This window comes from Guyparkeria sp. SCN-R1 (genome assembly GCF_003932495.1).
Taxonomy (GTDB): Bacteria; Pseudomonadota; Gammaproteobacteria; order Halothiobacillales; family Halothiobacillaceae; genus Guyparkeria.
Genome location: NZ_QZMT01000003.1, coordinates 37964 through 59495 on the forward strand (window position 1 = coordinate 37964; position 21532 = coordinate 59495).

General features: G+C 64.6%; 17 protein-coding genes. 4 read left to right on the forward strand and 13 right to left on the reverse strand.

The window, feature by feature from the left end; all coding sequences use genetic code 11:
* The first annotated feature begins 6 nt into the window (after positions 1 to 6).
* On the forward strand, positions 7 to 3282 hold the full coding sequence (locus tag D5687_RS02405; protein ID WP_125198171.1) for an efflux RND transporter permease subunit: 3276 nt from the start codon (positions 7 to 9) through the stop codon (positions 3280 to 3282).
* A 118-nt stretch (positions 3283 to 3400) separates the two neighbouring features.
* Here D5687_RS02405 and D5687_RS02410 read toward each other — a convergent pair whose 3' ends face one another.
* From D5687_RS02410 to D5687_RS02420, 3 genes are all read right to left on the reverse strand, one after another.
* Entirely contained in the window at positions 3401 to 5035 is a 1635-nt protein-coding gene (locus D5687_RS02410) for an FMN-binding glutamate synthase family protein (RefSeq protein WP_125198172.1), read from the reverse strand.
* A 312-nt stretch (positions 5036 to 5347) separates the two neighbouring features.
* On the reverse strand, positions 5348 to 5839 hold the full coding sequence (locus tag D5687_RS02415; protein WP_240031394.1) for a DUF302 domain-containing protein: 492 nt from the start codon (positions 5837 to 5839) through the stop codon (positions 5348 to 5350).
* Positions 5840 to 5884: 45 nt separating this feature from the next.
* Positions 5885 to 6448, reverse strand: a complete 564-nt coding sequence (locus D5687_RS02420) for a carboxymuconolactone decarboxylase family protein (RefSeq protein ID WP_125198173.1) — start codon at positions 6446 to 6448, stop codon at positions 5885 to 5887.
* A gap of 123 nt (positions 6449 to 6571) precedes the next feature.
* Between D5687_RS02420 and D5687_RS02425 the strand changes: the two genes are divergently transcribed.
* Positions 6572 to 7162: a TetR/AcrR family transcriptional regulator gene (locus D5687_RS02425; RefSeq protein ID WP_158611718.1), complete on the forward strand. Its 591-nt coding sequence runs from the start codon at positions 6572 to 6574 to the stop codon at positions 7160 to 7162.
* Between the two features lie 112 nt (positions 7163 to 7274).
* Here the strand turns inward: D5687_RS02425 and rmuC are convergent, their stop codons facing one another.
* The 6 genes from rmuC to D5687_RS02455 form a co-directional block, all read right to left on the reverse strand.
* Positions 7275 to 8831, reverse strand: coding sequence for a DNA recombination protein RmuC (gene rmuC / locus D5687_RS02430; protein ID WP_125198175.1), 1557 nt, complete (start codon positions 8829 to 8831; stop codon positions 7275 to 7277).
* Entirely contained in the window at positions 8828 to 9841 is a 1014-nt protein-coding gene (gene ribF, locus D5687_RS02435; protein WP_240031395.1) for a bifunctional riboflavin kinase/FAD synthetase, read from the reverse strand. Before ribF ends, rmuC begins: the two co-directional genes overlap by 4 nt.
* Before the next feature lie 24 nt (positions 9842 to 9865).
* The gene (gene murJ, locus D5687_RS02440) at positions 9866 to 11452 is read right to left on the reverse strand and encodes a murein biosynthesis integral membrane protein MurJ (protein WP_125198176.1); all 1587 of its coding nucleotides are present in this window, start codon (positions 11450 to 11452) and stop codon (positions 9866 to 9868) included.
* A 65-nt stretch (positions 11453 to 11517) separates the two neighbouring features.
* Positions 11518 to 12528 (reverse strand): DUF262 domain-containing protein, encoded by a 1011-nt coding sequence (locus D5687_RS02445; RefSeq protein ID WP_125198177.1) that lies wholly within the window; start codon positions 12526 to 12528, stop codon positions 11518 to 11520.
* Positions 12528 to 13082 carry a hypothetical protein gene (locus D5687_RS02450; RefSeq protein WP_125198178.1) on the reverse strand — a complete coding sequence of 185 codons (555 nt, stop codon included), beginning with the start codon at positions 13080 to 13082 and terminating at the stop codon, positions 12528 to 12530. The genes D5687_RS02445 and D5687_RS02450 overlap by 1 nt, the downstream gene beginning before the upstream one ends.
* A gap of 226 nt (positions 13083 to 13308) precedes the next feature.
* The gene (locus D5687_RS02455) at positions 13309 to 13989 is read right to left on the reverse strand and encodes an arylesterase (RefSeq protein WP_125198179.1); all 681 of its coding nucleotides are present in this window, start codon (positions 13987 to 13989) and stop codon (positions 13309 to 13311) included.
* 5 nt (positions 13990 to 13994) lie between these two features.
* Between D5687_RS02455 and D5687_RS02460 the strand changes: the two genes are divergently transcribed.
* Both D5687_RS02460 and D5687_RS02465 read left to right on the forward strand, forming a co-directional pair.
* Entirely contained in the window at positions 13995 to 14726 is a 732-nt protein-coding gene (locus D5687_RS02460) for an ABC transporter ATP-binding protein (RefSeq protein ID WP_125198180.1), read from the forward strand.
* A complete protein-coding gene (locus D5687_RS02465) occupies positions 14726 to 17188 on the forward strand; it encodes an ABC transporter permease (RefSeq protein ID WP_125198181.1) in 2463 nt (820 codons plus the stop codon). The genes D5687_RS02460 and D5687_RS02465 overlap by 1 nt, the downstream gene beginning before the upstream one ends.
* Before the next feature lie 26 nt (positions 17189 to 17214).
* Here D5687_RS02465 and D5687_RS02470 read toward each other — a convergent pair whose 3' ends face one another.
* The 4 genes from D5687_RS02470 to glnL form a co-directional block, all read right to left on the reverse strand.
* Positions 17215 to 17976 (reverse strand): NYN domain-containing protein, encoded by a 762-nt coding sequence (locus D5687_RS02470; RefSeq protein WP_125198182.1) that lies wholly within the window; start codon positions 17974 to 17976, stop codon positions 17215 to 17217.
* A 69-nt stretch (positions 17977 to 18045) separates the two neighbouring features.
* Positions 18046 to 18789: a ParA family protein gene (locus tag D5687_RS02475; RefSeq protein ID WP_158611719.1), complete on the reverse strand. Its 744-nt coding sequence runs from the start codon at positions 18787 to 18789 to the stop codon at positions 18046 to 18048.
* A gap of 110 nt (positions 18790 to 18899) precedes the next feature.
* Complete coding sequence (ntrC, locus tag D5687_RS02480; RefSeq protein ID WP_125198184.1) at positions 18900 to 20354, reverse strand: nitrogen regulation protein NR(I); 1455 nt, start codon at positions 20352 to 20354, stop codon at positions 18900 to 18902.
* A gap of 7 nt (positions 20355 to 20361) precedes the next feature.
* Positions 20362 to 21474, reverse strand: coding sequence for a nitrogen regulation protein NR(II) (gene glnL, locus D5687_RS02485; RefSeq protein WP_125198185.1), 1113 nt, complete (start codon positions 21472 to 21474; stop codon positions 20362 to 20364).
* Between the last annotated feature and the right edge of the window lie 58 nt (positions 21475 to 21532).

The following is a 21532-nucleotide window of genomic DNA, read 5'->3' on the forward strand; positions in this document are numbered from 1 at the left end:
GCAGACATGATCGAGCGACTCATCCATGCCTGCATCCGCCTGCGGGTGCTGGTCGTCCTGCTGGCCGCCCTGCTGGCCGTGGCCGGCTGGGCGAGCTGGAAGGCCACCCCGCTGGACGCGATACCGGATCTCTCCGACACGCAGGTGATCGTCAAGACCAGCTATCCGGGCCAGTCGCCGCAGGTGGTTCAGGACCAGGTCACCTACCCGCTGACCACCCGCCTGCTGGCCGTGCCCGGCTCGACGGCTGTGCGCGGCTACTCGTTCTTCGGCGACTCCTACACCTACGTCACCTTCGAGGAAGGCACCGACCTCTACTGGGCCCGCTCGCGGGTACTCGAATACCTCAACCAGGCCAGCGAGGACCTGCCCGAGGGTGTCACCCCCAGTCTGGGTCCGGATGCCACCGGCGTGGGCTGGGTGTTCCAGTACGCGCTGAACGATCCCACCGGCCAGCATGATCTTTCCGAGCTGACGACACTGCAGAACTGGTTCTTGAAGTTCCAGCTCGAGTCGGTCGAGGGGGTCTCGGAAGTGGCCACGGTCGGCGGCATGGTGCGCGAGTACCAGATCGTGGTCGACCCGCAGCGCCTGCGGGTGTTCGGCATCTCGATCACCGAGCTGCGCGAGGCGATCGCCGAGGCCAACCGCGAGGTCGGCGGCGGCGTGATGGAACGCGGCGGCGCCGAGTACATGATCACCAGCCGCGGCTACCTGCAGTCGGTCGACGACATCGCGCAGATCCCGGTGGGCGTCTCGGATTCGGGCACGCCGATCACGGTCCGCGATCTCGGCCGGGTCGAGGTCGGGCCGGCCGAACGGCGCGGCATCGCGGAGCTCGACGGCAAGGGCGAGGTCGTCGGCGGCATCGTGGTGATGCGCCACGGCGAGAACGCCCGCGAGGTGATCGCCGCGGTCAAGGAGAAGCTCGAGGACGTCAAGTCCGGCCTGCCCGAGGGCGTGGAGGTACTGACCACCTACGATCGCAGCGGCGTGATCGAGCGGGCAGTGGCCTTCCTCGAGAAGAAGTTGGTCCAGGAGCTGATCGTGGTGGCACTGGTCAGCCTGATCTTCCTGTTCCACCTGCGCTCGGCGTTCGTCGCCATCGTCAGCCTGCCGCTGGGCATTCTCGCCGCGTTCATTGTCATGCACTGGCAGGGCATCAACGCCAACATCATGTCGCTGGGCGGGATCGCGATCGCCATCGGCGCGATGGTCGATGCCGCGATCGTGATGATCGAGAACGCCCACAAGCACCTGGCCCGCTACCGCGAGCAATACGGACAGGCCCCGAAAGGCGAGAAGCACTGGCACCTGATCGGCCGCGCGGCCAGCGAGGTCGGTCCGGCCCTGTTCTTCTCCCTGCTGATCATCACCCTGTCGTTCCTGCCGGTATTCGCCCTTGAGGCGCAGGAAGGCCGCCTGTTCGCCCCGCTGGCCTACACCAAGACCTACGCCATGGCGGCCGCCGCCGGCCTGGCCGTGACGCTGGTGCCGGTGCTGATGGGTTATTTCATCCGCGGGCGGATCCCCAAGGAGGAAAGCAACCCGCTCAACCGCTTCCTGATCTGGGGCTATCGGCCGCTCTTGTCCGGCGCCCTGCGCTTCCCGAAGACCGTGCTGGTCGGCGCCCTGCTGCTCCTGCTCTCGGCCGTGCTGCCGTTTGCCGGCGTTTCCGGCTTTCTCTCGCCGCTCAAGTGGGGCGGGGACACGGACTGGCAGGCGCAGGTCACCGACTGGCAATCAGGCCTCGAGCGCCAGTGGCAGGGGTGGTTCGACGGCTCACCGCGGCTCGCCGGGCTGGGCTCGGGGCTGGGCTCGGAGTTCATGCCGCAACTCGACGAGGGCGATCTGCTGTACATGCCCACCACCCTGCCGGGCCTGTCGGTGGGCGAGGCGCGCCTGCTGATGCAGCAGGTCGACGGCCTGATCGCCCAGGAGCCGGAAGTCGAGCGCGTGTTCGGCAAGATCGGCCGGGCCAACACGGCCACCGACCCCGCCCCGCTGACCATGATCGAGACCAGCATCACGCTCAAACCGCGTGACGAGTGGGACGAGGGCGTGACGCTCGACGACCTGATCGAACGGCTCGATGACAAGGTCGACTTCCCCAGCCTCAACAACGCCTGGGTAATGCCGATCAAGACCCGCATCGACATGCAGACCACCGGCATCCAGACGCCCATCGGCATCAAGATCACCGGCTCGGATCTGGAGCAGATCGAGGCGATCGGCCAGGAGGTGGAGACCGCGCTCAAGGGCCTGCCCGGCACGCGCAGCGCGTTCGCCGACCGCACCTCCGACGGGCGTTACGTGGTGATCACCCCCGACCGCGCCAAGGCCGCACGCGTGGGGCTGAACATCGGCGAGATCCAGCGGGTGATCAGCCTGGCCGTTGGCGGGGTCAAGGTGACCGATACCGTCGAGGGACTGGAACGCTTCCCGGTCAGCCTGCGCTACCCGCAGGCCGACCGCGATTCGGTCGAGGCACTGCGCGATCTGCCGATCGTCACACCCACGGGGTCGACCGTGGCGCTGGGACAGGTCGCCAGCGTCGAGATCGAGTCCGGCCCACCGGTGATCAAGTCGGAGAACAGTCGACCGGCCGGCTTCGTCTTCGTCACCACCCGCGGCGTGGACCTGGGCGGCTACGTCGAACGGGCCAAGCAGGTGCTGCGCGACGAGGTCGACCTGCCGCCGGGCTACGCGATCGAGTGGGCCGGCCAGTACCGCTACATGGAGCGTGCTGCCGAGCGCCTCAAGCAGGTAGTGCCGCTGACGCTGGCGATCATCTTCCTGCTGCTGTACCTGGCCTTCCGCCACGGCGGCAAGGCGGTCATGATCATGGGCACCCTGCCCTTCGCGCTGATCGGCAGCTTCTGGCTGCTGTGGGCGCTGGGCTACAACCTCTCGATCGCGGTGGCGGTGGGACTGATCGCCCTGGCTGGGGTGGCCGCCGAGTTCGGCGTGGTGATGCTGATCTACCTCGACCAGGCGATCAAGCGCCGCCAGGAGGAAGGCCAGTTCAACACGCGCGCCGACCTCAGGGACGCCCTGATGGAAGGGGCGGTGCTGCGGGTACGGCCCAAGGCGATGACCGTCGCCGTGATCCTCGCCGGCCTGATGCCGATCATGATCGGCGTGGGGACCGGCTCGGAGGTGATGTCGCGCATCGCCGCGCCGATGGTCGGCGGCATGATCACCGCACCGATCCTGTCGATGATCGTCCTGCCGGTGATCTACTGGCTGTGGCAGAGACGCAAACTCCCCACGACCACCTGAGAATGCGCGACGACCTAGAGTAAAAATGGCCGGGGACTTCCCCGGCCTTTCTTTTGCCCAGAGGCACGCGGCGCGCGTTTGGCCTTGCCCCTGCCAAACGAGGGATAGCGACTCACCGTCAGTCGCGCGCCACCGGCTGGCGTGAGTCCCGAATCTCCGTCAGGCAGGCCTCGGGCAGAAAGCTGTCCGCTCTCGCCTCGCGCAATTCCAGGGCATAGCGCTCGGGCGGGTCGTCGAGAAAGCTGCCCTTGCGCACGTAGGGAAAGATCTCGTCATAACGTCGGATCGAATCCGGACTGATCCGACGGTAGAGGTGGGTGCGGTTGAGCGCCTCGGGGTGGCGCAACCCGGCGGACGACAGCAGGTCCGACGTCGCCGCCAACGTGCCTTGGTGGAAATGGCAAACCCGTGAGCCCTTATCGGACACGACCAGCCCCCGATAGAGATTGGGGTTCTGTGTTGCCACGCCCGTGGGACAGCGATTGCTGTTGCACGTCAACGACTGGACGCAACCCAGCGCCAGCATCATGCCGCGCGCGCTGTTGCAGAGGTCCGCCCCCAGGGCGAGATTCTTGACCAAATGAAACCCGGTGAAGATCTTGCCCGAGGCGATCACCCGGATGTGCTGGCGAATGCCGAAACCCGTCAGGCTGTCGTCGACGAAGGCCAGGGCCTCGCGCAGGGGCATGCCCACGGAGTTGGTGTACTCGATCGGCGCCGCACCAGTCCCCCCTTCACCACCATCGACGGTGATGAAGTCCGGGTAGATCCCGCGTTCGACCATCGCCTTGCCGATCGCGAGGAATTCACTCTTGCGACCAATCGCGAGCTTGATCCCCACCGGCTTGCCGTCGCTGAGATCGCGCAGCCGCTCGACGAAGTCGATCAGGCCCAGCGGCGAATCGAAGGCGCTGTGAACCGGCGGGGAATTGATGCGCGTGCCCGGCGGCACGTCACGAATCGCCGCGATCTCGGCGGTATTCTTCTCGGCCGGCAGGATCCCGCCATGGCCAGGCTTGGCCCCCTGCGAGATCTTGAGCTCGATCATCTTGACCGTCGGCAGACAGGCGCGCTCACGGAAGGTCTCGGCGCAGAACCGCCCCTGGTCATCCCGACAACCGAAATACCCCGTCCCGATCTGCCAAACCAGATCGCCACCGTGTTCGAGGTGATAGGGGCTCAGCCCACCCTCGCCGGTGTTATGCGAGAAGCCGCCGAGCCGCGCGCCGCGGTTCAACGCCATAATGGCGGTAGGGCTGAGTGACCCATAGCTCATGGCGGAGATGTTGAGCACACTGGCGGAGTACGGCTGCCTGCATTGCGGACCACCCACCGTCACGCGCAGGTCGGGGTCGATCTCCTCGACGTCGATGGCCGCCATCGACTGGGCCAGCCACTCGTATCCCAACCGATACGTATCGACGCGCGTGCCATAGGGCACCGTCTCGCTCTGTTGCTTGGCGCGCTGGTAGACCACCGAGCGGAACATGCGGCTGATCGGCCTGCCATCGGTGTCCGATTCCAGCAGGTACTGGCGGATGAATGGCCGCATCCGCTCCATTAGCCACCGCCCTCGCGCGACCAGGGGAAAGTTGCGACGCAATGAATGCCGCGGCTGTGCCATGTCGTACAGCCCGATGGCAATCAGGGGGAGCACCACCAGGAAAGCCCACCACATGGGTGACCAAAGAAACCCAATCGCGCCGATCAGGGCGATCGATAGAACGGCAAAGAAGAGAAAACGCCAATGCATGTGAGCGCCCTACGAGTTCGAAGTATCCGGTCCGCCAGCTAGCGGTGTCGACGTGGCAGCACGAGGACAGTCCTAACCATGCCCCATCCCCGTTGGTGCGAAACCATCGCGTGGTTCCACGAAGGTCCCCTGGAACTGTGCTCGCAGCGCCGGGTTGTCTGCAACTCGAACGCCAACGAATGCCTCGCATTGAGAAAACCCCTGTCGGTCGGGTTGGTACCCACCGGACAGGGGTCAGTTCAATTTGCGGACCGTTCTTCAATGTCTCGCCTGGCTGGCAATCCAGCGCCGCGCGCGGGGGCACTTCGCGCGTCATTCAGCGCCAGTGGCGGCCCGCGCAAACCCATCGAGTGCCTGGCCGACCTTCTCCTGCACCGGCGCGGCACAATCGCCGATCCCGTGTCGTTCGACGAGGTAGTCGGCCGTGTTGTAGGCCACCTTGACGATATCCCCGTCTTCCCAGATCAGCATCTTCATCGGCAAGTCGATCGCCACCGTCGGAGCACACTTCATCAACTGGGTGCCTGCCGCTGGGTTGCCGAAGATCACCAGCCGCGTCGCAGGCATCTCCATGTCAACCGTCTTGGCGTTGGCCTGGTGATCGACCTGTGCCATGACCGTCAGGCCCTTGCCTTCGACCGCCTCGACCAGCCGCTCTTCGGTCTCGGCCACGCTGTACTGGCTTTCCAGCGTCGTCAGGCCATTACCGGCCAGGGCCGTGGCCGGCAGCGCAAAGGCCGGCCCAGCCAATAGCGTGCCCAACAATGCGGCTCGCATTTTCGAAAACATCGTGTTGCGGTTCATCACTTCACTCCATTTGTTGTCTCGGGGAACAGGAACAGGGTTAGTTCACGCCGACGGCGGTGTCCAGGCATTGCCCTGCATTGGTTCATCCACCGGTGTATCCGCCAGGTGGTTGGTGTAATTGCTCAAGGTCTTCTGCGCGATGCCCACCAGCACGTCGAACAGCTGCGACGGCTCGTAGCCGGCATCGAAGAAGCGCTGCTGAGTCGCCTCGCTCGGCCACCCTCGACGATCGACCATTTCGTGGGTCAACTGGCGCAGGGCCTCCAGCCTGGGGTCATCAATCGGCTGGTCGTTGCGGATCGCCTCGACCACCGGGTCATCCACTCCCATCATCCCCGCGGTGGTCGTGTGCGCGGCCATGCAGTAGTGGCACTCGTGGTAGCGGCTGACGGTCAGCAGCACGACATGCTGCTCGGCGGCATCGAGGCCGGTTTTCGACTGGAAGATGTCGGAAAGCGACAGGTACGCCTCGGCCAGCGCCGGGGACTCGGCCATGATGCCGATCAGGTTGGGCAGGAAACCGAATGCCGCGGTGGCCTGTTCGATCGAGGCGGCAGCCTTGTCTGGCGCGGTTTCGGCGGTATGGACGGGATAACGGTCGGACATTGCCACGACTCCTCGACGGGTTATAATTGAACAAACGTTCAACGCACAAGGAACGTATACCAACACGAACGATCGTTCAAATAAGTGCGAGCAACGCACCAGCGACCAGGATTGATGACCACCATGGCAAGAACGGCGGCATTCGAACGCGACCAGGTACTGACCGAGGCGATGAAGCTCTTCTGGTCACGGGGTTACAACCGCACCTCGATGCGCGACCTCACCCAGGCCACACGCCTCAACCCGGGCAGTCTCTACGCGGCCTTTCGCAACAAGCAGGGCATGTTCCTGGAGTCGGTCGACCTGTACACCCGGGCATTGCGCCGGGAAACCGAGGCCACGCTGGGCGGGGAAGGAAATGCCGCCGCACGGATTCGACGATTCTTCGACAACCTGCTGGACGGCTCGGCGCACGACGCGGAGAACAAGGGGTGCCTGCTGATCAACACACTGATCGAGGCACCGGCCGACGAGCCGGAACTGCGTCGGCGGGCCGGCGAGGCACTGAAATACGTGGAGGGTCGTTTTGCCGAGGTGCTCGACGAGGGACAGGGCGACGGGTCGATTCGGACGGTGACGTCCCCGGAGCGCCAGGCGCGCCTGCTGATGACGGGCATCTTCGGCTTGCGCGTCTACGCCCGGATGCCGGAGGGGCGGGAACACGCCGTCGAGATCGTCGACACCCTGCTACAGGGTGTTATTCAGGCGGGGTAATCCATTGATCACCAACTATGGGCATGCCCGCCTCGCGATTGAGAACTGATCCAGCGACTCCACATCGACACGCCTTGCTCCCGCGCCAGTCACCCTCCATTCCTGCAGGCAACTACTCTTTCGACGCCGCCTGACCTTCGGAGGAATCGGACAACGCCTCGGTCAGCTCGGCGGCCGTCAACGGGCGCGGCTCCTGGGTCACCGGATCGAGCGAGGCGATGTCCTTCTCGGCGGAGACGGTCTTGAGATCGCGGAACTTGCGCGCGCTGGGCAGCACGCGGGACTCGAGCGTACCCACGGAGCTGTTGTAGGCATCCACGGCCTGATTGAGCCGATTGCCCACCTTGTTCCAGTGATCCGCCAGCGTGCCGATGCGCTCATAGAGCTCCTTGCCCAGCGCGGCCACCTCGGCGGCATTCTGCGCCATGGCCTCCTGCCGCCAGCCGTAGGAGACGGCCTTCAACAGCGCGATCAGGGTGGTGGGGCTCGCCGGGATGACGCGGTTCTCGGCGCCGTACTCGATCAGCCCCGGGTCCTCGGCCAGCGCCGCGGAGAAGAAGGCCTCGCCCGGAACGAACAGCACCACGAACTCCGGTGACGGGTCGAACTGGTCGAAGTAGCTCTTCTTCGCCAACTGGCCGACGTGATTGCGTACCTGGCGGGCATGGTGGACCAGTGCGGCCTTGCGGGCGGTCTCGTCGTGCGCCTCGACGGCCTGCAGGTAGGCGTCCACTGGTGCCTTGGCATCGACCACCACCTGTCGACCACCGGGCAGGTGGACGATCATGTCGGGGCGCAGGCGGCCGGCCTCGGTGGACTGGCTGACCTGCTCCTCGAAGTCGCAGTGTTCGAGCATGCCGGCCATTTCGACCACGCGCTTGAGTTGCAGCTCGCCCCAGCGCCCGCGCGCCTGCGGCTGGCGCAAGGCCTTGACCAGGTCCGCGGTCTCGCGGTGCAGCCGCGGCAGGTGGGTCTGCAGCAGGTCGTTGACCTGCTGGCTCAAGGCCGAATAGGCGCCGGTACGCGCCTGCTCGAGCCCGTCGAGCTTGGTATCGAATTTCTCCAGGCGCTCGCGGATGGGTGCGGTGAGTTGCTCGATCGCCTTGTGGCGCGCCGAGAGGTCGTCCTTGGCCTGGTGCTGGAAGCGCTCGAGATTCTCGCGCGCGAGCTTGAGAAAGGATTCGTTGTTGCGCGACAGCGCATCGGCCGACAGCCCCTTGAAGGCGTCCGAGAGCTTCTCCCGCGCCTCGTCGAGAAGCTTCAATTTCTCCTCGGCCGCCTCGCGCTCGCGTTCGAGCCGTTCGGTCAGCTCGGCCTTTTCCGCCTTGAGCGCGGCGCTGGCCTCCCGCTCGGCATCCAGCGCCGCCTGCGCCTCGCGCCGCCGGGTCTCGAGCGCATCACGCATCTCGACCAGGTGCTGGCGCTCGGTTTCATGGCGGGCGGCCATGGTGCGTGCCTCGGCCAACTCCTCGCGGGCGGCGCTGAGCGACTCGGTCTCCGCCTCGAGCAGGGACTCGAGGCGCTCTTGTTCGGTGACCAGGCGGTCGCGCTCGCGCGTCTCGGCCCGCAGTCGGGCCACCAGCCAGGCGGTCGCCACCAGCATGACCAGCGCGACCGCTGCCAGCCCCCAGGCAATCGGGTTGTCGATCAGCACGTCGATGGACGTCATGCGGTCTCTCCTTCATCCACCGGCCAGGGCGTCCCCGCCCGGCGATGCGTGTCTATCAATCGGCGCGCTTCGGCCACGTCCGCCCCGATCTGTTCGACCAGGGCATCCAGCGATTCGAAACGCCGCTCGTCGCGGATATCGGCCAGAAACTCCACCGTCGCCAACTGGCCGTAGAGATCGCCGTCGAAGTCGAGCACAAACACCTCCAGACGCGCCTCGCCACCATCGACGGTCGGACGGGTGCCGATATTGGCCACGCCGAAGCGCGGCCCGCCGTCGATGCCGCTCATCCGCACCAGAAAGACTCCGCGCAACGGCGACAGCCGGCGTCGCAACGCGATGTTCGCGGTGGGAAAACCCAGCTGGCGGCCGCGCTTGTCGCCGTGCATCACGCGCCCGCAGAGAAAGAACGGATGGCCCAGCAGGCGCGCGGCGGCGACCACGTCGCGGGCCTCGAGCGCCGCGCGCACCCGCGTCGAGGAGACCCGCTCGCCGTCGAGGGTGACGGTCACCGCCCGCTCGACGCCGAAGCCAATATCCGGCCCCATCGATTCCAGCAGGGCGAAATCGCCGGCGCGTTTGGCGCCGAAACGAAAATCGTCGCCGATCACCACGTGGCGCGCACCCAGTGCCTCGACCAGCAACTCGTTGACGAAGTCTCGTGCCGACATGCCGGCCAGCCGCGCATTGAAGGGCATCAGCACCAGCCGGTCGACCACGCCCAGCGCCTCGAAGGCCTGGAAGCGCTCGCGCAGGCGGGTGAGCCGCGCCACTGGCGGAACACCATGGCGCTCGGCGAAAAACTCCCGCGGCAGCGGCTCGAAGATCACCACCGTCAGCGGCAGCCCCAGCTCGTCGGCACGCGCGGCGGCCTGCCGGATCACCGCGCGATGCCCACGATGCACGCCATCGAAATTGCCGATGGTGACCACCGCGCCGGCGCGTGGGGCGGCTTCGGTGGGCTGTGTCCCGGGAGACAGGCGGACGAGTTCCATTCGGGCTTCCTTCATTGACGTTCCGTCATTGCCATTCCGTCATTGGTGTTCGGGCGACACGTGACGGTCGAAGGCGACTACTGACCACAGCCGGCGCGGCGTCTGCCCGAACATGGCGGCGGCCGCAACGAACGTCACCACCCCCAGCGTGATCAGTCCGAGCACCGCGCCGACTCGTTCGAACCAGACCCAGCCGCTCCAGACCTCGGCGACCGGGCTCACCCAGAGAAGCAAACCGGCCATGGCCAGGGCAGCGAGCGTAACGTGGCCGATGAACCGGCGCGTGCCCGCCTCCACCCGCCAGGCGCCGCGCTGGCGCAGTGTCCACCCCAGCAACAGGGCATTGACCCAGGCGGCCATCACGGTGGTCAGCGCCAGGCCCACGTGGGCGAGATTGCCGCCCAACCAGATGATCCACGGCAGCACCAGCAGGGCCTTGAAGACCAGGTTGGCGACCACCGAGATCACGGCGATGCGCACCGGGGTCACCGTGTCCTGCCGGGCGAAAAAGCCCGGCGCGAAGATCTTGATCAGCAGGAAAGCCGGCAGGCCGAGGGCATAGGCGACCATCGCCATCGACACCATCTGGGTATCCGTGGGGGTGAACGCGCCATACTCGAACAGCGTGGCCAGGATCGGCACCGACAGGCCGATCAGCCCGGCCATCGCCGGCACGCCGATCAGCAGGGTCAGGCGCAGCGCGCCGTTGACGGTGCGATTGTAATCCTCGTCGCTGCCCCGGGCGAACGCGCGCGACAGGGCGGGCAGGATCACCGTGCCGATCGCCACGCCGAACACACCCAACGGCAGCTCGACCAGGCGGTCGGAGTAGTACAGCCAGCTCACCGAGCCGGCCACCAGCAGGGAGGCGAGGATGGTGTCGATCAGCAGGTTGATCTGCGTGACCGAGGCACCGAACATCGCCGGCAGCATCAGCCGCAGCGTCTTTCTTACCCCGGGGTGATGACCGAACCTCGGGCGCGGCAGCAAACCAAGCCGGGCGAGGAACGGCAACAGGAAAAACAGCTGCAGGATCCCGGCGACGAACACGCCCCAAGCAAGCGCCATCACCGGCTCGTCGAACAAGGGCGCGGCGATCAGTGTCGCGGCGATCAGGCTCAAGTTGAGCCAGATGGGCGCAAGCGCCGGCATGGCGAAGCGGCCAAAGGCGTTCAGGCTGCTGGCGACGAAGGCGGTCAGCGAGATGAACAGCAGGTAGGGAAAGGTAATCGCGAGCATCGTCTCGGCGAGCTCGAGCTGGGCCGGGTCGTCGGTGAAACCGGGGGCGAACAGCATCACCAGCAGTGGCGCGCCGGCGATTCCCAGCGCGACGACCACCGCGACGATCGCCGCCAGCGTGCCGAACATGTAGTCGACGTAGCGCTTGAGCTCCTCGCGCGTCGAGGTCTCGCGGTACTCGGACAGCACCGGCACGAACGCCTGCTGGAAGGCGCCCTCGGCGAACAGCCGGCGCAGGAAATTCGGAATCTTGAAGACGACGAAGAAGGCGTCCATCGACGCACTGGCGCCGAACACCCGCGCGAGCAGCATGTCGCGCACGAAGCCCAGCACCCGCGAGATCATCGTCATGCCGCCGAAGGCCGCGCTGCTCTTCCAGATGCTCATCCGTAACGCCTTGAATAAGCGACCGTTTGGTGCGCCAGCGAAGAACGGTCGGCTTGATTCATTGGTTAACTTGCAGCATTTTGAACTAGAGCGTAAATAGACTCGCCACGTTTGATTCTGCTACTCCTATCGTTACTCGCCTGCAACGCTGCGCTGTAATATTCCTGAGCCTCCCTATCATCCCCAGAATCTCCGGACGGAACTCGATCCACACGTGCATAAAAGTCATCTAGAAGCCCTCTCAATGCACACGCGTCAACTGCAAGGCAATTCTTGATCAATGCCCTATGAAGCTCCACAAAAAGTGTAAAGAAATCAGCCTTTTTAAAGGCTCTAGAATTGCTATTAAAATTTAATCTGTCGATAAACAAAAAAACCTCGGATATCTCTTTATATAATTTATCCCGCCCGGGAAAATCTTCGTTGTACTTCTCTAAGTAATTTTCTAGCTCTTTATCCCTATTAAAATACGTACTAATAATAGTTATTATAAGACCCAGACAGTATCTTACATCGTTCATTCGTTTTATATCAGTGGATGTGAACACCCGGTTATCTTCAAAGATTTTACTTTGAGAAATCTCTTCGGCAAATTTCTTGAACTCACCAGCGTAACGCGAATTATGCAACTCCATTGCATTGAGGCCATAGCTTGTCGAGTTAATTCGCTTAAAAACCTCTTTAATATCGCTCATGGGCATATTTCCCATGTCTCTAACCACTACTTTATACTCCAAGAAACCTATCTGTTTACCTTCATCAAGGTCTTTATACGCGGGTAAATTTTTACCCAGCTTTAAGTCAGGAGAGCCTTTAAAGTACTGGTACAAAGTAGTGACTCTTTGCTGGCCATCGACTAGAACTTCGGCGCCGTCTCCGGTTTTTGGATCCACTTTTCCCGCAGCAATGTATATTTCTGGAAACGGATAACCTTCAAGCACCGTTTTTATGAATTCAATCTTGTCCTTATTGGTCCAAACCAAGCGTCTCTGAAAATCCGGCTGCGGGATGAGCGTCTTGTTCCCAATAGCCGTTAACAGCACTCGAAGGCGCCTATTTGATGCTGAAGTGTCCATTAAAAAGCCTCCTGAATGCATTGATCAATACAGATGGTTTGGTACTCTTGCAAGAAAAAATGAGAATGATAGAGGCCGCCTCGTATCTTATAAGGGCCAAATCGATTACTACTGGTTAAATCATTGAAAAAGCTCCACCATTCATCAGTAAAACCAAAGTAACTACTTGGCGGGAGTTTATCCGGCCTTACCCAACCATCAGCAAGATATTTGAAAAATCTTCCTGATGACGGCCAATCTGCACCACTCTTTTTGTAAAGGTAAGCTTCTTGCCATACACGCTCAAACAATGAGGTTGAGACAATCGCGATATCAATGTCAGAGTCATCATTGAAAAGCCCATATCTTCTTGAAGGCTTTATACTAAATCCTAATTTTCCTGAACCAACCATCAGCACATCATTAAACTCTATTCGAAAATGCTCACAGATCACCTCTCGCAACTCAAATAAACTATGATTGTCTAGCAAATGACATCCGCCACCAAGAACGTACTTTCTATAGACTTGGAGGCTATTTAAATTTTTCAGATCAGCTTTAAACTCTTCGATCATTATAAGCCATCCGTCTCCTCTCAAAATCTCAAAGCTAACCAAAAATGGACACTTCCAAGTGTCGCACAACATCCCGCCATCAACGCAGGCCCGACCTGGTTATTGATACAATTCAACCCCTTAAGCACACCATCAAGATACCTTGCAGGTGCGTTATCAGGCGCGTCCGCGGTTTAATGCTTTAACGGCGCTGGCAGGGCACAAATGTGTGCTCCGTGAAGCGCGCTCACTCGGGTGTTTCCGCATCATCCAACTCCCACAACGGCGCCACCACGTCCCAGACGTTTTCCAGCACCCGCTTCTGTCCCTCGGCATTCGGGTGGATGCCGTCGTCGAGCATCAGGGCGCGGTCGTCAGCTGCCCCTTTCAGGAGAAAGGGCAGGCCGGGGAGGTCGTTTTTCTCGGCCAGGCGGGCGTACATGTCGCGAAAGGGGTCGGCGTAGGCAGGGCCGTAGTTGGTCGGAAGCATGATGCCCAGCAGCACCACCTGCGCTCCGCTTTCCTCGGCGCGGTCGATGAGTTTCTGCAGGTTGGCCTCGATGGTGCTCAGCGGAAGGCCGCGCAGGCCGTCGTTGGCGCCCAGTTCAAGCAGCACCCAGTCGTAGTCGCCGGTCTCGAGCACCTCGGGCAGGCGGGTGAGCCCGCCGGAGGTGGTCTCGCCACTGGCCGAGGCATTGGTGATCTCGAACGAGCCTGGAACGCGCTTGTCCAGGCGTTCACGCAGCCGCGCGACCCAGCCGTCCTCGGCCGGCAGCTTGTAGGCCGCCGAGAGCGAATCGCCGAACACCAGCACTTGCGTCGCCCCCTGCGTCGGCGCAGACGGGCTGTCGTCACCTATACTCGCGCCGACTCCGAAACACAGCAGCAACAGCCCGGCGATAGCAGCCGACCAACGACTTCCGAGCATTCCCCATGTCCTCATCCGATACCCCCCGAGACGACAGCCAGCCAATCCTGACCGTCGAGGGCGTCACGCAGACCGTGCGCACGCCCGAACCGCTGACCATTGTGCATGAGGCCACCCTGCAAATCTTCCCCGGCGAGGCCGTCGCGCTGGTCGGTCCGTCAGGGGCCGGCAAGTCGACGCTGCTGGCGCTGATGGCCGGGCTGGACACGCCCACCGCCGGGCGGATCACACTGGCCGGCCAGTCGTTGGAGGACCTGGACGAAGACGGCCGAGCGGCGGTGCGCGCCGGGCATGTGGGCTTCGTGTTCCAGTCCTTCCAGCTGATCGACGGGCTCAATGCGCTGGAGAACGTCGCCCTGCCGCTGGAACTGGCGGGCGAACGCGGTGCGGAGGCGCGGGCACGCGAGGCACTGGTGGAGGTCGGCCTGGGTGAGCGGCTTGCCCACATGCCTCGCCAACTCTCCGGCGGCGAGCAGCAGCGTGTCGCGCTGGCCCGCGCCTTCGTCATCGAACCGGACATCCTGTTCGCCGACGAACCCACGGGCTCGCTGGACACGGCCACCGGCGAGCACGTCATCGAACTGCTTTTCCGCCTGCGCGAACGCCACCAGACCACGCTGGTGCTGGTGACCCACGACCCGGCCCTGGCCGCCCGCTGCGACCGGGGCTTCGAGGTGAATGCCGGCCGGGTCACGGACTGGCAGCCCGATCCGGATGCGCTGCGGGGTCCGAAATAATGGCCGGGGTCATGCACAACGCCCGACTGGCCTGGCAAGGGCTGGTACGCGAGGTACAAAACGGACTGCTCACGCCCATGCTGCTCGCCCTGCTGGTGGCCGTGTCGGCGGTGACGGCGGTGGGTTTCTTCGTCGACCGCGTCGACGGGGCGATGCGTGCACAGGCCGCCCAGTTCCTCGCCGCCGACGCCCGGGTGGAATCGCCCGATCCACTCGACGAGGTCGTCGGGATCGCCCGGGAACTGGAACTGATCACTAGCCAGCACGTCACCTTTCCCACCGTGGCACTCGCCGGGGAGCAGAGCCAGCTGGTGGGCGTCAAGGCGGTCGACGGCGCCTACCCGCTGCGCGGCGACCTGCGCATCGACGACGGCGAGACGGTGAGCACGGTCGAGCACGGCCCGCCCGCCGATCAGGTCTGGATCGCCCGACGCGCCCTGCTCTCGCTGGACACCGCGATCGGCGATTCGATCGCGGTGGGGCAGTCAGAGCTGACGATCGGCGCGGTGCTCGAGCGCGAGCCCGACGTGGGTAACGTCTTTGCCCAGGCCGCGCCCAGATTGATGATCCACCTTGACGATCTGGCCGCCACCGGGCTGGTGAGCGACACCAGCCGCGTCGAACACGCCCTGCTGCTGGCCAGCGATGCCAACGATCGCGACGCCCGACTCGAGCGACTCGCCGAGCGCCTGCCCGACCGCTTGCAGCTGGAACGCCCGGAATCCAGCCAACCGGCGTTCGAGACCGCCTTCGACCGCGCCGCGCGCTTTCTGGGTCTCGCCTCGGTGGTCGCCGTGCTGCTCGCCGGCGCGGCACTGGTAATCGCGGCACGACACTACAACCGCGTGCAGCAGGGGGCGGCCGCGCTGATGCGCGCACTGGGCGCGTCCTCCAAGCAGATCGGGGCGATCTACCGCTGGCGCCTGCTGATGCTGGCGCTGCTGGCGGCCATCCCGGGCATCATGATCGGCGCGGTCACGCAGTTGCTGCTCGCCGACCTGATGGCGCAGGTCCTGGAGGTCGACCTGCCGCCGCCCGGCTTCACACCGGTGGCGCTGGGACTGGCGGTCGCGCTGGTCGCGCTATTCGGCTTCGCCCTGCCCAGCCTGGTGCAGCTCAAGCACACCCCGCCGCTGCGGGTGCTGGTCGAGCACGCGGTCGCACCCAGCCCCGCGGCGACGCTGCTGTTCGGCGCGGGCATCGCGGCGATCACACTGCTGGTCTGGTTCCAGGCCCGCGATGCCGCACTGACGTTGTGGGTACTGGTCGGGCTGGGGGCGAGCCTGCTGGTCTTTCTCGCCGTCGCCTGGCTGCTGGTGACGCTGCTGCGCCGCTGGCCGGCCCGGGGCGTGGCCCGCTTCGGGCTGGCGCGCATGGCGCGCGCCCGCTGGATGTCTGCCACCCAGATCGCCGCGCTCGCGCTGGGCGTGACCGCGGTGCTGCTGCTGTCGGTGGTCCGTTCGGACCTGATCGATGCCTGGGAGCGCCAGATCCCGGCCGATGCGCCCAACATCTTTGCCATCAACATCCAGCCCGAACAGGTCGAAGGCATGCGTGCCTTCCTGCAGGATGCCGGCATCGAGAACGCCAGCTTCTACCCCATGATGCGTGCCCGCTGGACCGAACTGGACAACGAGCCGGTGGACAAGGCGCGCTACGAGGGGCGCGCGCATCGACTGGCCACGCGGGAATTCAACCTCTCCGTGGGCGAGGAAGCCGCCGCGCACAACCGCGTCACCGCCGGCGATCTGGGCACGGAAGGCTTTTCGGTGGAAGAGGGCATCGCCGAGACGCTCGGCTGGTCGCTGGGCGACCGGCTGACCTTCACCGTGGACGGCCGGGAGGTGACCGCCCCGATCACCTCGCTGCGTGAAGTCGACTGGGACTCGATGCGACCAAACTTCTTCGTCATCGCCAGCTCATCGCTGATGGACGGCGTGGCCACGCAGTACATCACCAGCTTTCACTTCCCCGACGGCGCGCCGGAGACGCAGGTGGCCCTGTTGCGCGAATTTCCCACGGTGACGCTGTTCGACGTCTCGCGGATCCTCGACGAGGTACGCACGCTGATCGACCGGGCGAGCCAGGCGGTGGAGTACGTGTTCGCCTTCACGCTGGCCGCCGGCCTGGTGGTGCTGCTGGCCGCCTTCGGTGCAAGCGAGCGCCAGCGCATCCACGACGCCGCCGTGTTGCGGGTAATGGGCGCGAGTCGCCGCAAGGTGGTCGCCGCGCTGTGGATCGAGTTCCTCACCCTTGGACTGCTGGTGGGAATGCTCGCGGCCGTTGCCGCCATGGCCGTCGGCGCCACGCTCTCGGCCCGGGTATTCGGTCTGCCGCTGGCGTTCAACCCCGGCTTGCTCCTTTGGGGGCTGGGCGCCGGCCTTCTGCTCGCGGCGCTGGTCACGCCATTGCTGGCCCGCCGAATGACGAGTATCGCCCCGGCCCGCGCATTGCGGGGCTGATTGCAGCCGGATGCGTGGAACCGAGCCTATGGGGCTTGTTTACCGGCCTTCTCCTCATTTCGCCGCGCATCGCGAACAAAAACACCGCTTTTCCGCCGATCAAGATCGAACAGCCCAATCGTCTCGAACAGCGAACTGAGCTTCGTGTGGCCGTAATTGCGCGGATCGAAGTCATTGGCTGTCTTGCTCATGTAGCTGCCGACCGGGCTCAGATTGGCCCAACCATTCTCGTCCGACGTCGCCTCGACAGCTGCACGCGCGAGCCGCACCAGCGCCGTGTCACTCCGCAGCTCCTTGCCACCACGGGGCTTGTGCACGGGCATGACGTCCTCTTCCTCGGGCGCGGTGAACACTTCGGTGTAGATGAAACGGTCACAGGCTGAGACGAAGGCCTTCGGTGTCTTCTTTTCGCCAATGCCAAAGACACTCAGTCCCGATTCGCGGAGCCGTGCGGCCAGGCGAGTGAAATCACTGTCGCTGGATACGATGCAGAATCCCTCGAAGCGATTCGTGTAAAGCAGGTCCATGGCATCGATGATCATTGCGCTGTCGGTGGCGTTCTTGCCGCTGGTGTAACCGAACTGTTGCATGGGCTGAATGGAATGATCCAGCAACACCGCCTTCCACTTACCCAGTCGCGGGGTGGTCCAATCGCCGTAAATCCGCTTTACGTGGGCGACGCCGATCTTGGCCACTTCGGCCATCAAGCCATCCACTATGCCCGGCTGGGCGTTGTCAGCGTCAATCAGAACAGCGAGTGAGAGGTTCGAGCCATGTCCGTTGGCCATGATGAATTCCTTTCTTTATCGGCCCTTTGAAGGCCCTTGCGGCATGTATGACGTGCATTCCTGCAATCATCAGGCAAAGAGATCGTCGATCTCGTCCCAGAGGGCGCGGTAGGCCTGATTGGCCGGGTGGCGTGGCTCGCGGTAGACGCTGGGCTGCTGGTCCTCGCCCATCTGTTCGACAATCGAGGCGTAGGGGATCTCGCTTGAGAGCAGTTCGGGGATGTCGTGGCGATGGCGCTCGGCGAACTCGCGGTGCATGCGCCGGCGCCGATCGACCAGGGAGAGGAAGGCGCGTAGGCGTTCGGGGTGGATATGGCGCTCGTCGAGGTGGCGCTTGAGCTGGAACCAGGTGCGTTCGGACAGGTGGGTGGGCACCATCGGCACCAGCACCATGTCGGCGGCGCGCAGCACGTTGTCCGCCAGCAGCGACAGCCCCGGCGGCGCGTCGATCCAGATTTCCTCGAACTGCTCGGCCAGCGGATCGATCAGCTTGGCCAGCCGATAGCCGGCGTCCTTCTTGTCGGCGAGATGATGCTCGATCGCCTGCTGGCCGGGCAGGGCCGGCAGCACCCAGAGGTGGTTGTGGATCGTGGGGCGCACCGAGGCGGCCAGCCCCTTGGGCTTGAGAAGCTTCTTGACCGACCGCTCCGCGCCCGCCTCCGATTGCAGGTACCACGACGCGGCGCTTTGCGGGTCGAGGTCCCAGACCAGCACACGCCGGCCGGCCGCCGCCGACAACGCCGCCAGGTTGACCGCCGCGGCGGTCTTGCCCACCCCGCCCTTGACCGAATACAGCGCCACCGTCTGGGCCATGCCTTTCCTGCTCCTGCCTCGATTGAACGTCAGGCCGAGCATAGCATCGGGCGGGGGCGGATCTTGTGACAGTCGCCGCCGACGAGCATGACCGGAACGCTTGTTTCTCTTCAGTGCTCGCCCAGTTCCTTGAGCTTGCGGGTGACGGTGTTGCGTCCCCAGCCGATCAATGCGGCGGCCTTCTGCTTGTGCCCACCGGTGAAGGCCAGCGCGGCCTGCAGGAGGGTGCGCTCGAAGGCGGGGCCCGCGGTGGCGAGCAGGTCCTGATCACCGGCCTTGAGCCGTGCCTCGGCCCAGCGCGACAGGTCGCTGGTCCAGCGCGAGAGCAACTGGTCGTCGCCCGCGGCGCCATGCTCGCCGCCCAGTCCTTCGGTGATGGTATCGGGCAGATCGTCGATGCTGATCTCGTTGCCCGGCGCCATCACGGTCAGCCAGCGGGCGATGTTCTCCAGCTCGCGGACGTTGCCCGGCCAGGGGTAATCGCACAGGCGGGCCTCGGCGGCGCGGGTGAGGGTCTTGACCGGCACGCCCAGTTCCTCGGCGGCGCGGACCAGGAAAAAACGCATCAGCTGCGGGATGTCCTCGACCCGTTCGCGCAGCGACGGCAGCTTGAGGCGAATGACATTCAGCCGGTGATAAAGATCTTCACGGAAACGCCCCTCCTTGACCAGCTCCTCGAGCCGCTGGTGGGTCGCGGCGATCACGCGCACGTCGCTCTGGATCAGCGAGGTGCCACCGACGCGGTAGAAGTGGCCGTCGGAGAGTACCCGCAGCAGGCGAGTCTGCAATTCCAGGGGCATGTCGCCGATCTCGTCGAGAAACAGCGTGCCCCCCTGGGCCTGCTCGAAGCGTCCGCGCCGCTGGGTGGCCGCGCCGGTGAACGCGCCCTTCTCGTGGCCGAACAGCTCGGATTCCAGCAGGTCCTTGGGGATGGCGGCGGTGTTCAGCGCGACGAACGGCCCCTCGCGACGCTGGCTGTGCCGGTGCAGGGCCCGGGCGACCAGTTCCTTGCCGGTGCCGGACTCGCCGTTGATCAGCACGGTGACCGACGAGCGCGCCAGCCGACCGATGGCGCGGAAGATCTCCTGCATGGCCGGGGCATTGCCGATCAGCTCCGAGCCGGACTCGGCCTCCTCCGGCACGGCGGCGTGCTGCGCACGTTCCCGCGAAGCGTCATAGGCCCGCTCGGCCAGGCGCACCGCCTCGTCGATATCGAACGGCTTGGCAAGATAATCGAACGCGCCTTTCTCGAAGGCGCCCACCGCGCTCTCGAGGTCCGAGTGCGCGGTCATGATCACCACCGGGATGGCCGCGTGCTCGACGGCCAGCCGGGTAAGGAAGCTCAGGCCGTCCTCGCCGGGCATGCGGATATCCGAGAAAATCACGTCCGGCAGATCGCCGCGATCGAGTCGCGCCTGGGCGCTCGCCACCTCGTCGAAGGACTCCACGGCGAAGTCGGTGGTGGCCAGCGCCCGCTCGAGCACCCAGCGGATGGCCTGATCGTCGTCGATCACCCACAGGCGGGGGATGGGACGTCCATTGTTCGGCTTGTCGGCGGCTTGCATGGTCGGCTCACTCAGTCGGAGAAAGAGATGTTTTCCGCCCCGGGGCGTGGTCGCCGTCGGGGTGGATGGGCAGGATCAGGGAAAACCGGGTCAGGCCGCGCTTGGGCACGAACTCGATCATGCCCTGGTGGCGCTCGGCGATGGTCTGCGCCAGCGACAGACCCAACCCGCTGCCACCGGCCCGGCCGCTGACCATCGGCAGGAACAGGGTCTCGACCAGGTCCTCGGGCACGCCGGGGCCGTTGTCCTCCACGTCGATGCGCACGGCCAGACGGTGGCGCTTGCCGTGGATGGTGAACTGGCGCAACACGCGGGTGCGGAAGGTCAGCCGCGGTTCGGGCGTGTTGCCCTCGCGCATGGCCTGGACGGCGTTGCGGGCGAGATTGAGCAGCACCTGAACCAACTGGTCGCGGTCGGCCCAGACGTCCGGGATCGACGGGTCGTAATCCAGCTGCCAGTCGAGTGGCTTGTCGCCCGCCTCGATCCTCAGCAGCTGGCGGACCTGCTCGAGCGGCTCGTGGACGTTCACCCAATGGCAGTCCGGCCGGTCAATCGGCCCGAGCATGCGGTCGATCAGCCCGCGCAGGCGATCGGTCTCCTGCAGGATGATGCGGGTGTATTCGGTCAGGCGCTCGTCGGGCAGCTCGCGTTCCAGCAGCTGCGCTGCCCCGCGCAGGCCGCCCAGCGGATTCTTTAGCTCATGGGCCAGTCCGCGCATCATCTGCCGGGTGGTCATCTGCAGCGAGTTGATGCGCGCGTCACGTGAGATGCGCAGGTGGCGTTCGATGTCGTTGAATTCCAGCATCACCCGGGCACGGGGGTAGTCCGGTCGCGGCGTGATCGCGCAGTCGGCCACGCGCGTGGACTCGTGGGCCAGCACCAGCTCGATCTCGCGCAGGGTCATGACCTGCTGCGAGACCAGCGCCTCGCGGATGGTCTCGGCGAGCAGGGGATTGGCGGCGAACACCGTGTCGAAGCCCGATTTGAGCGCGGCGCTGTAGCTGGTGCCGAGAAACTGCTCGGCCGCCGAGTTGAGATAGATCGGCCGATTGCGCTCGTCGAGCACCACGATCGCGGTGTTCAGGGTGTCGGCAAGCCGGGGCTCGGATCTCGGGTTCATGCACTGCTCCACCAGGCGCGAAACGGTCGACAGGACAAGCCTGCCGGGCGGCTGACGA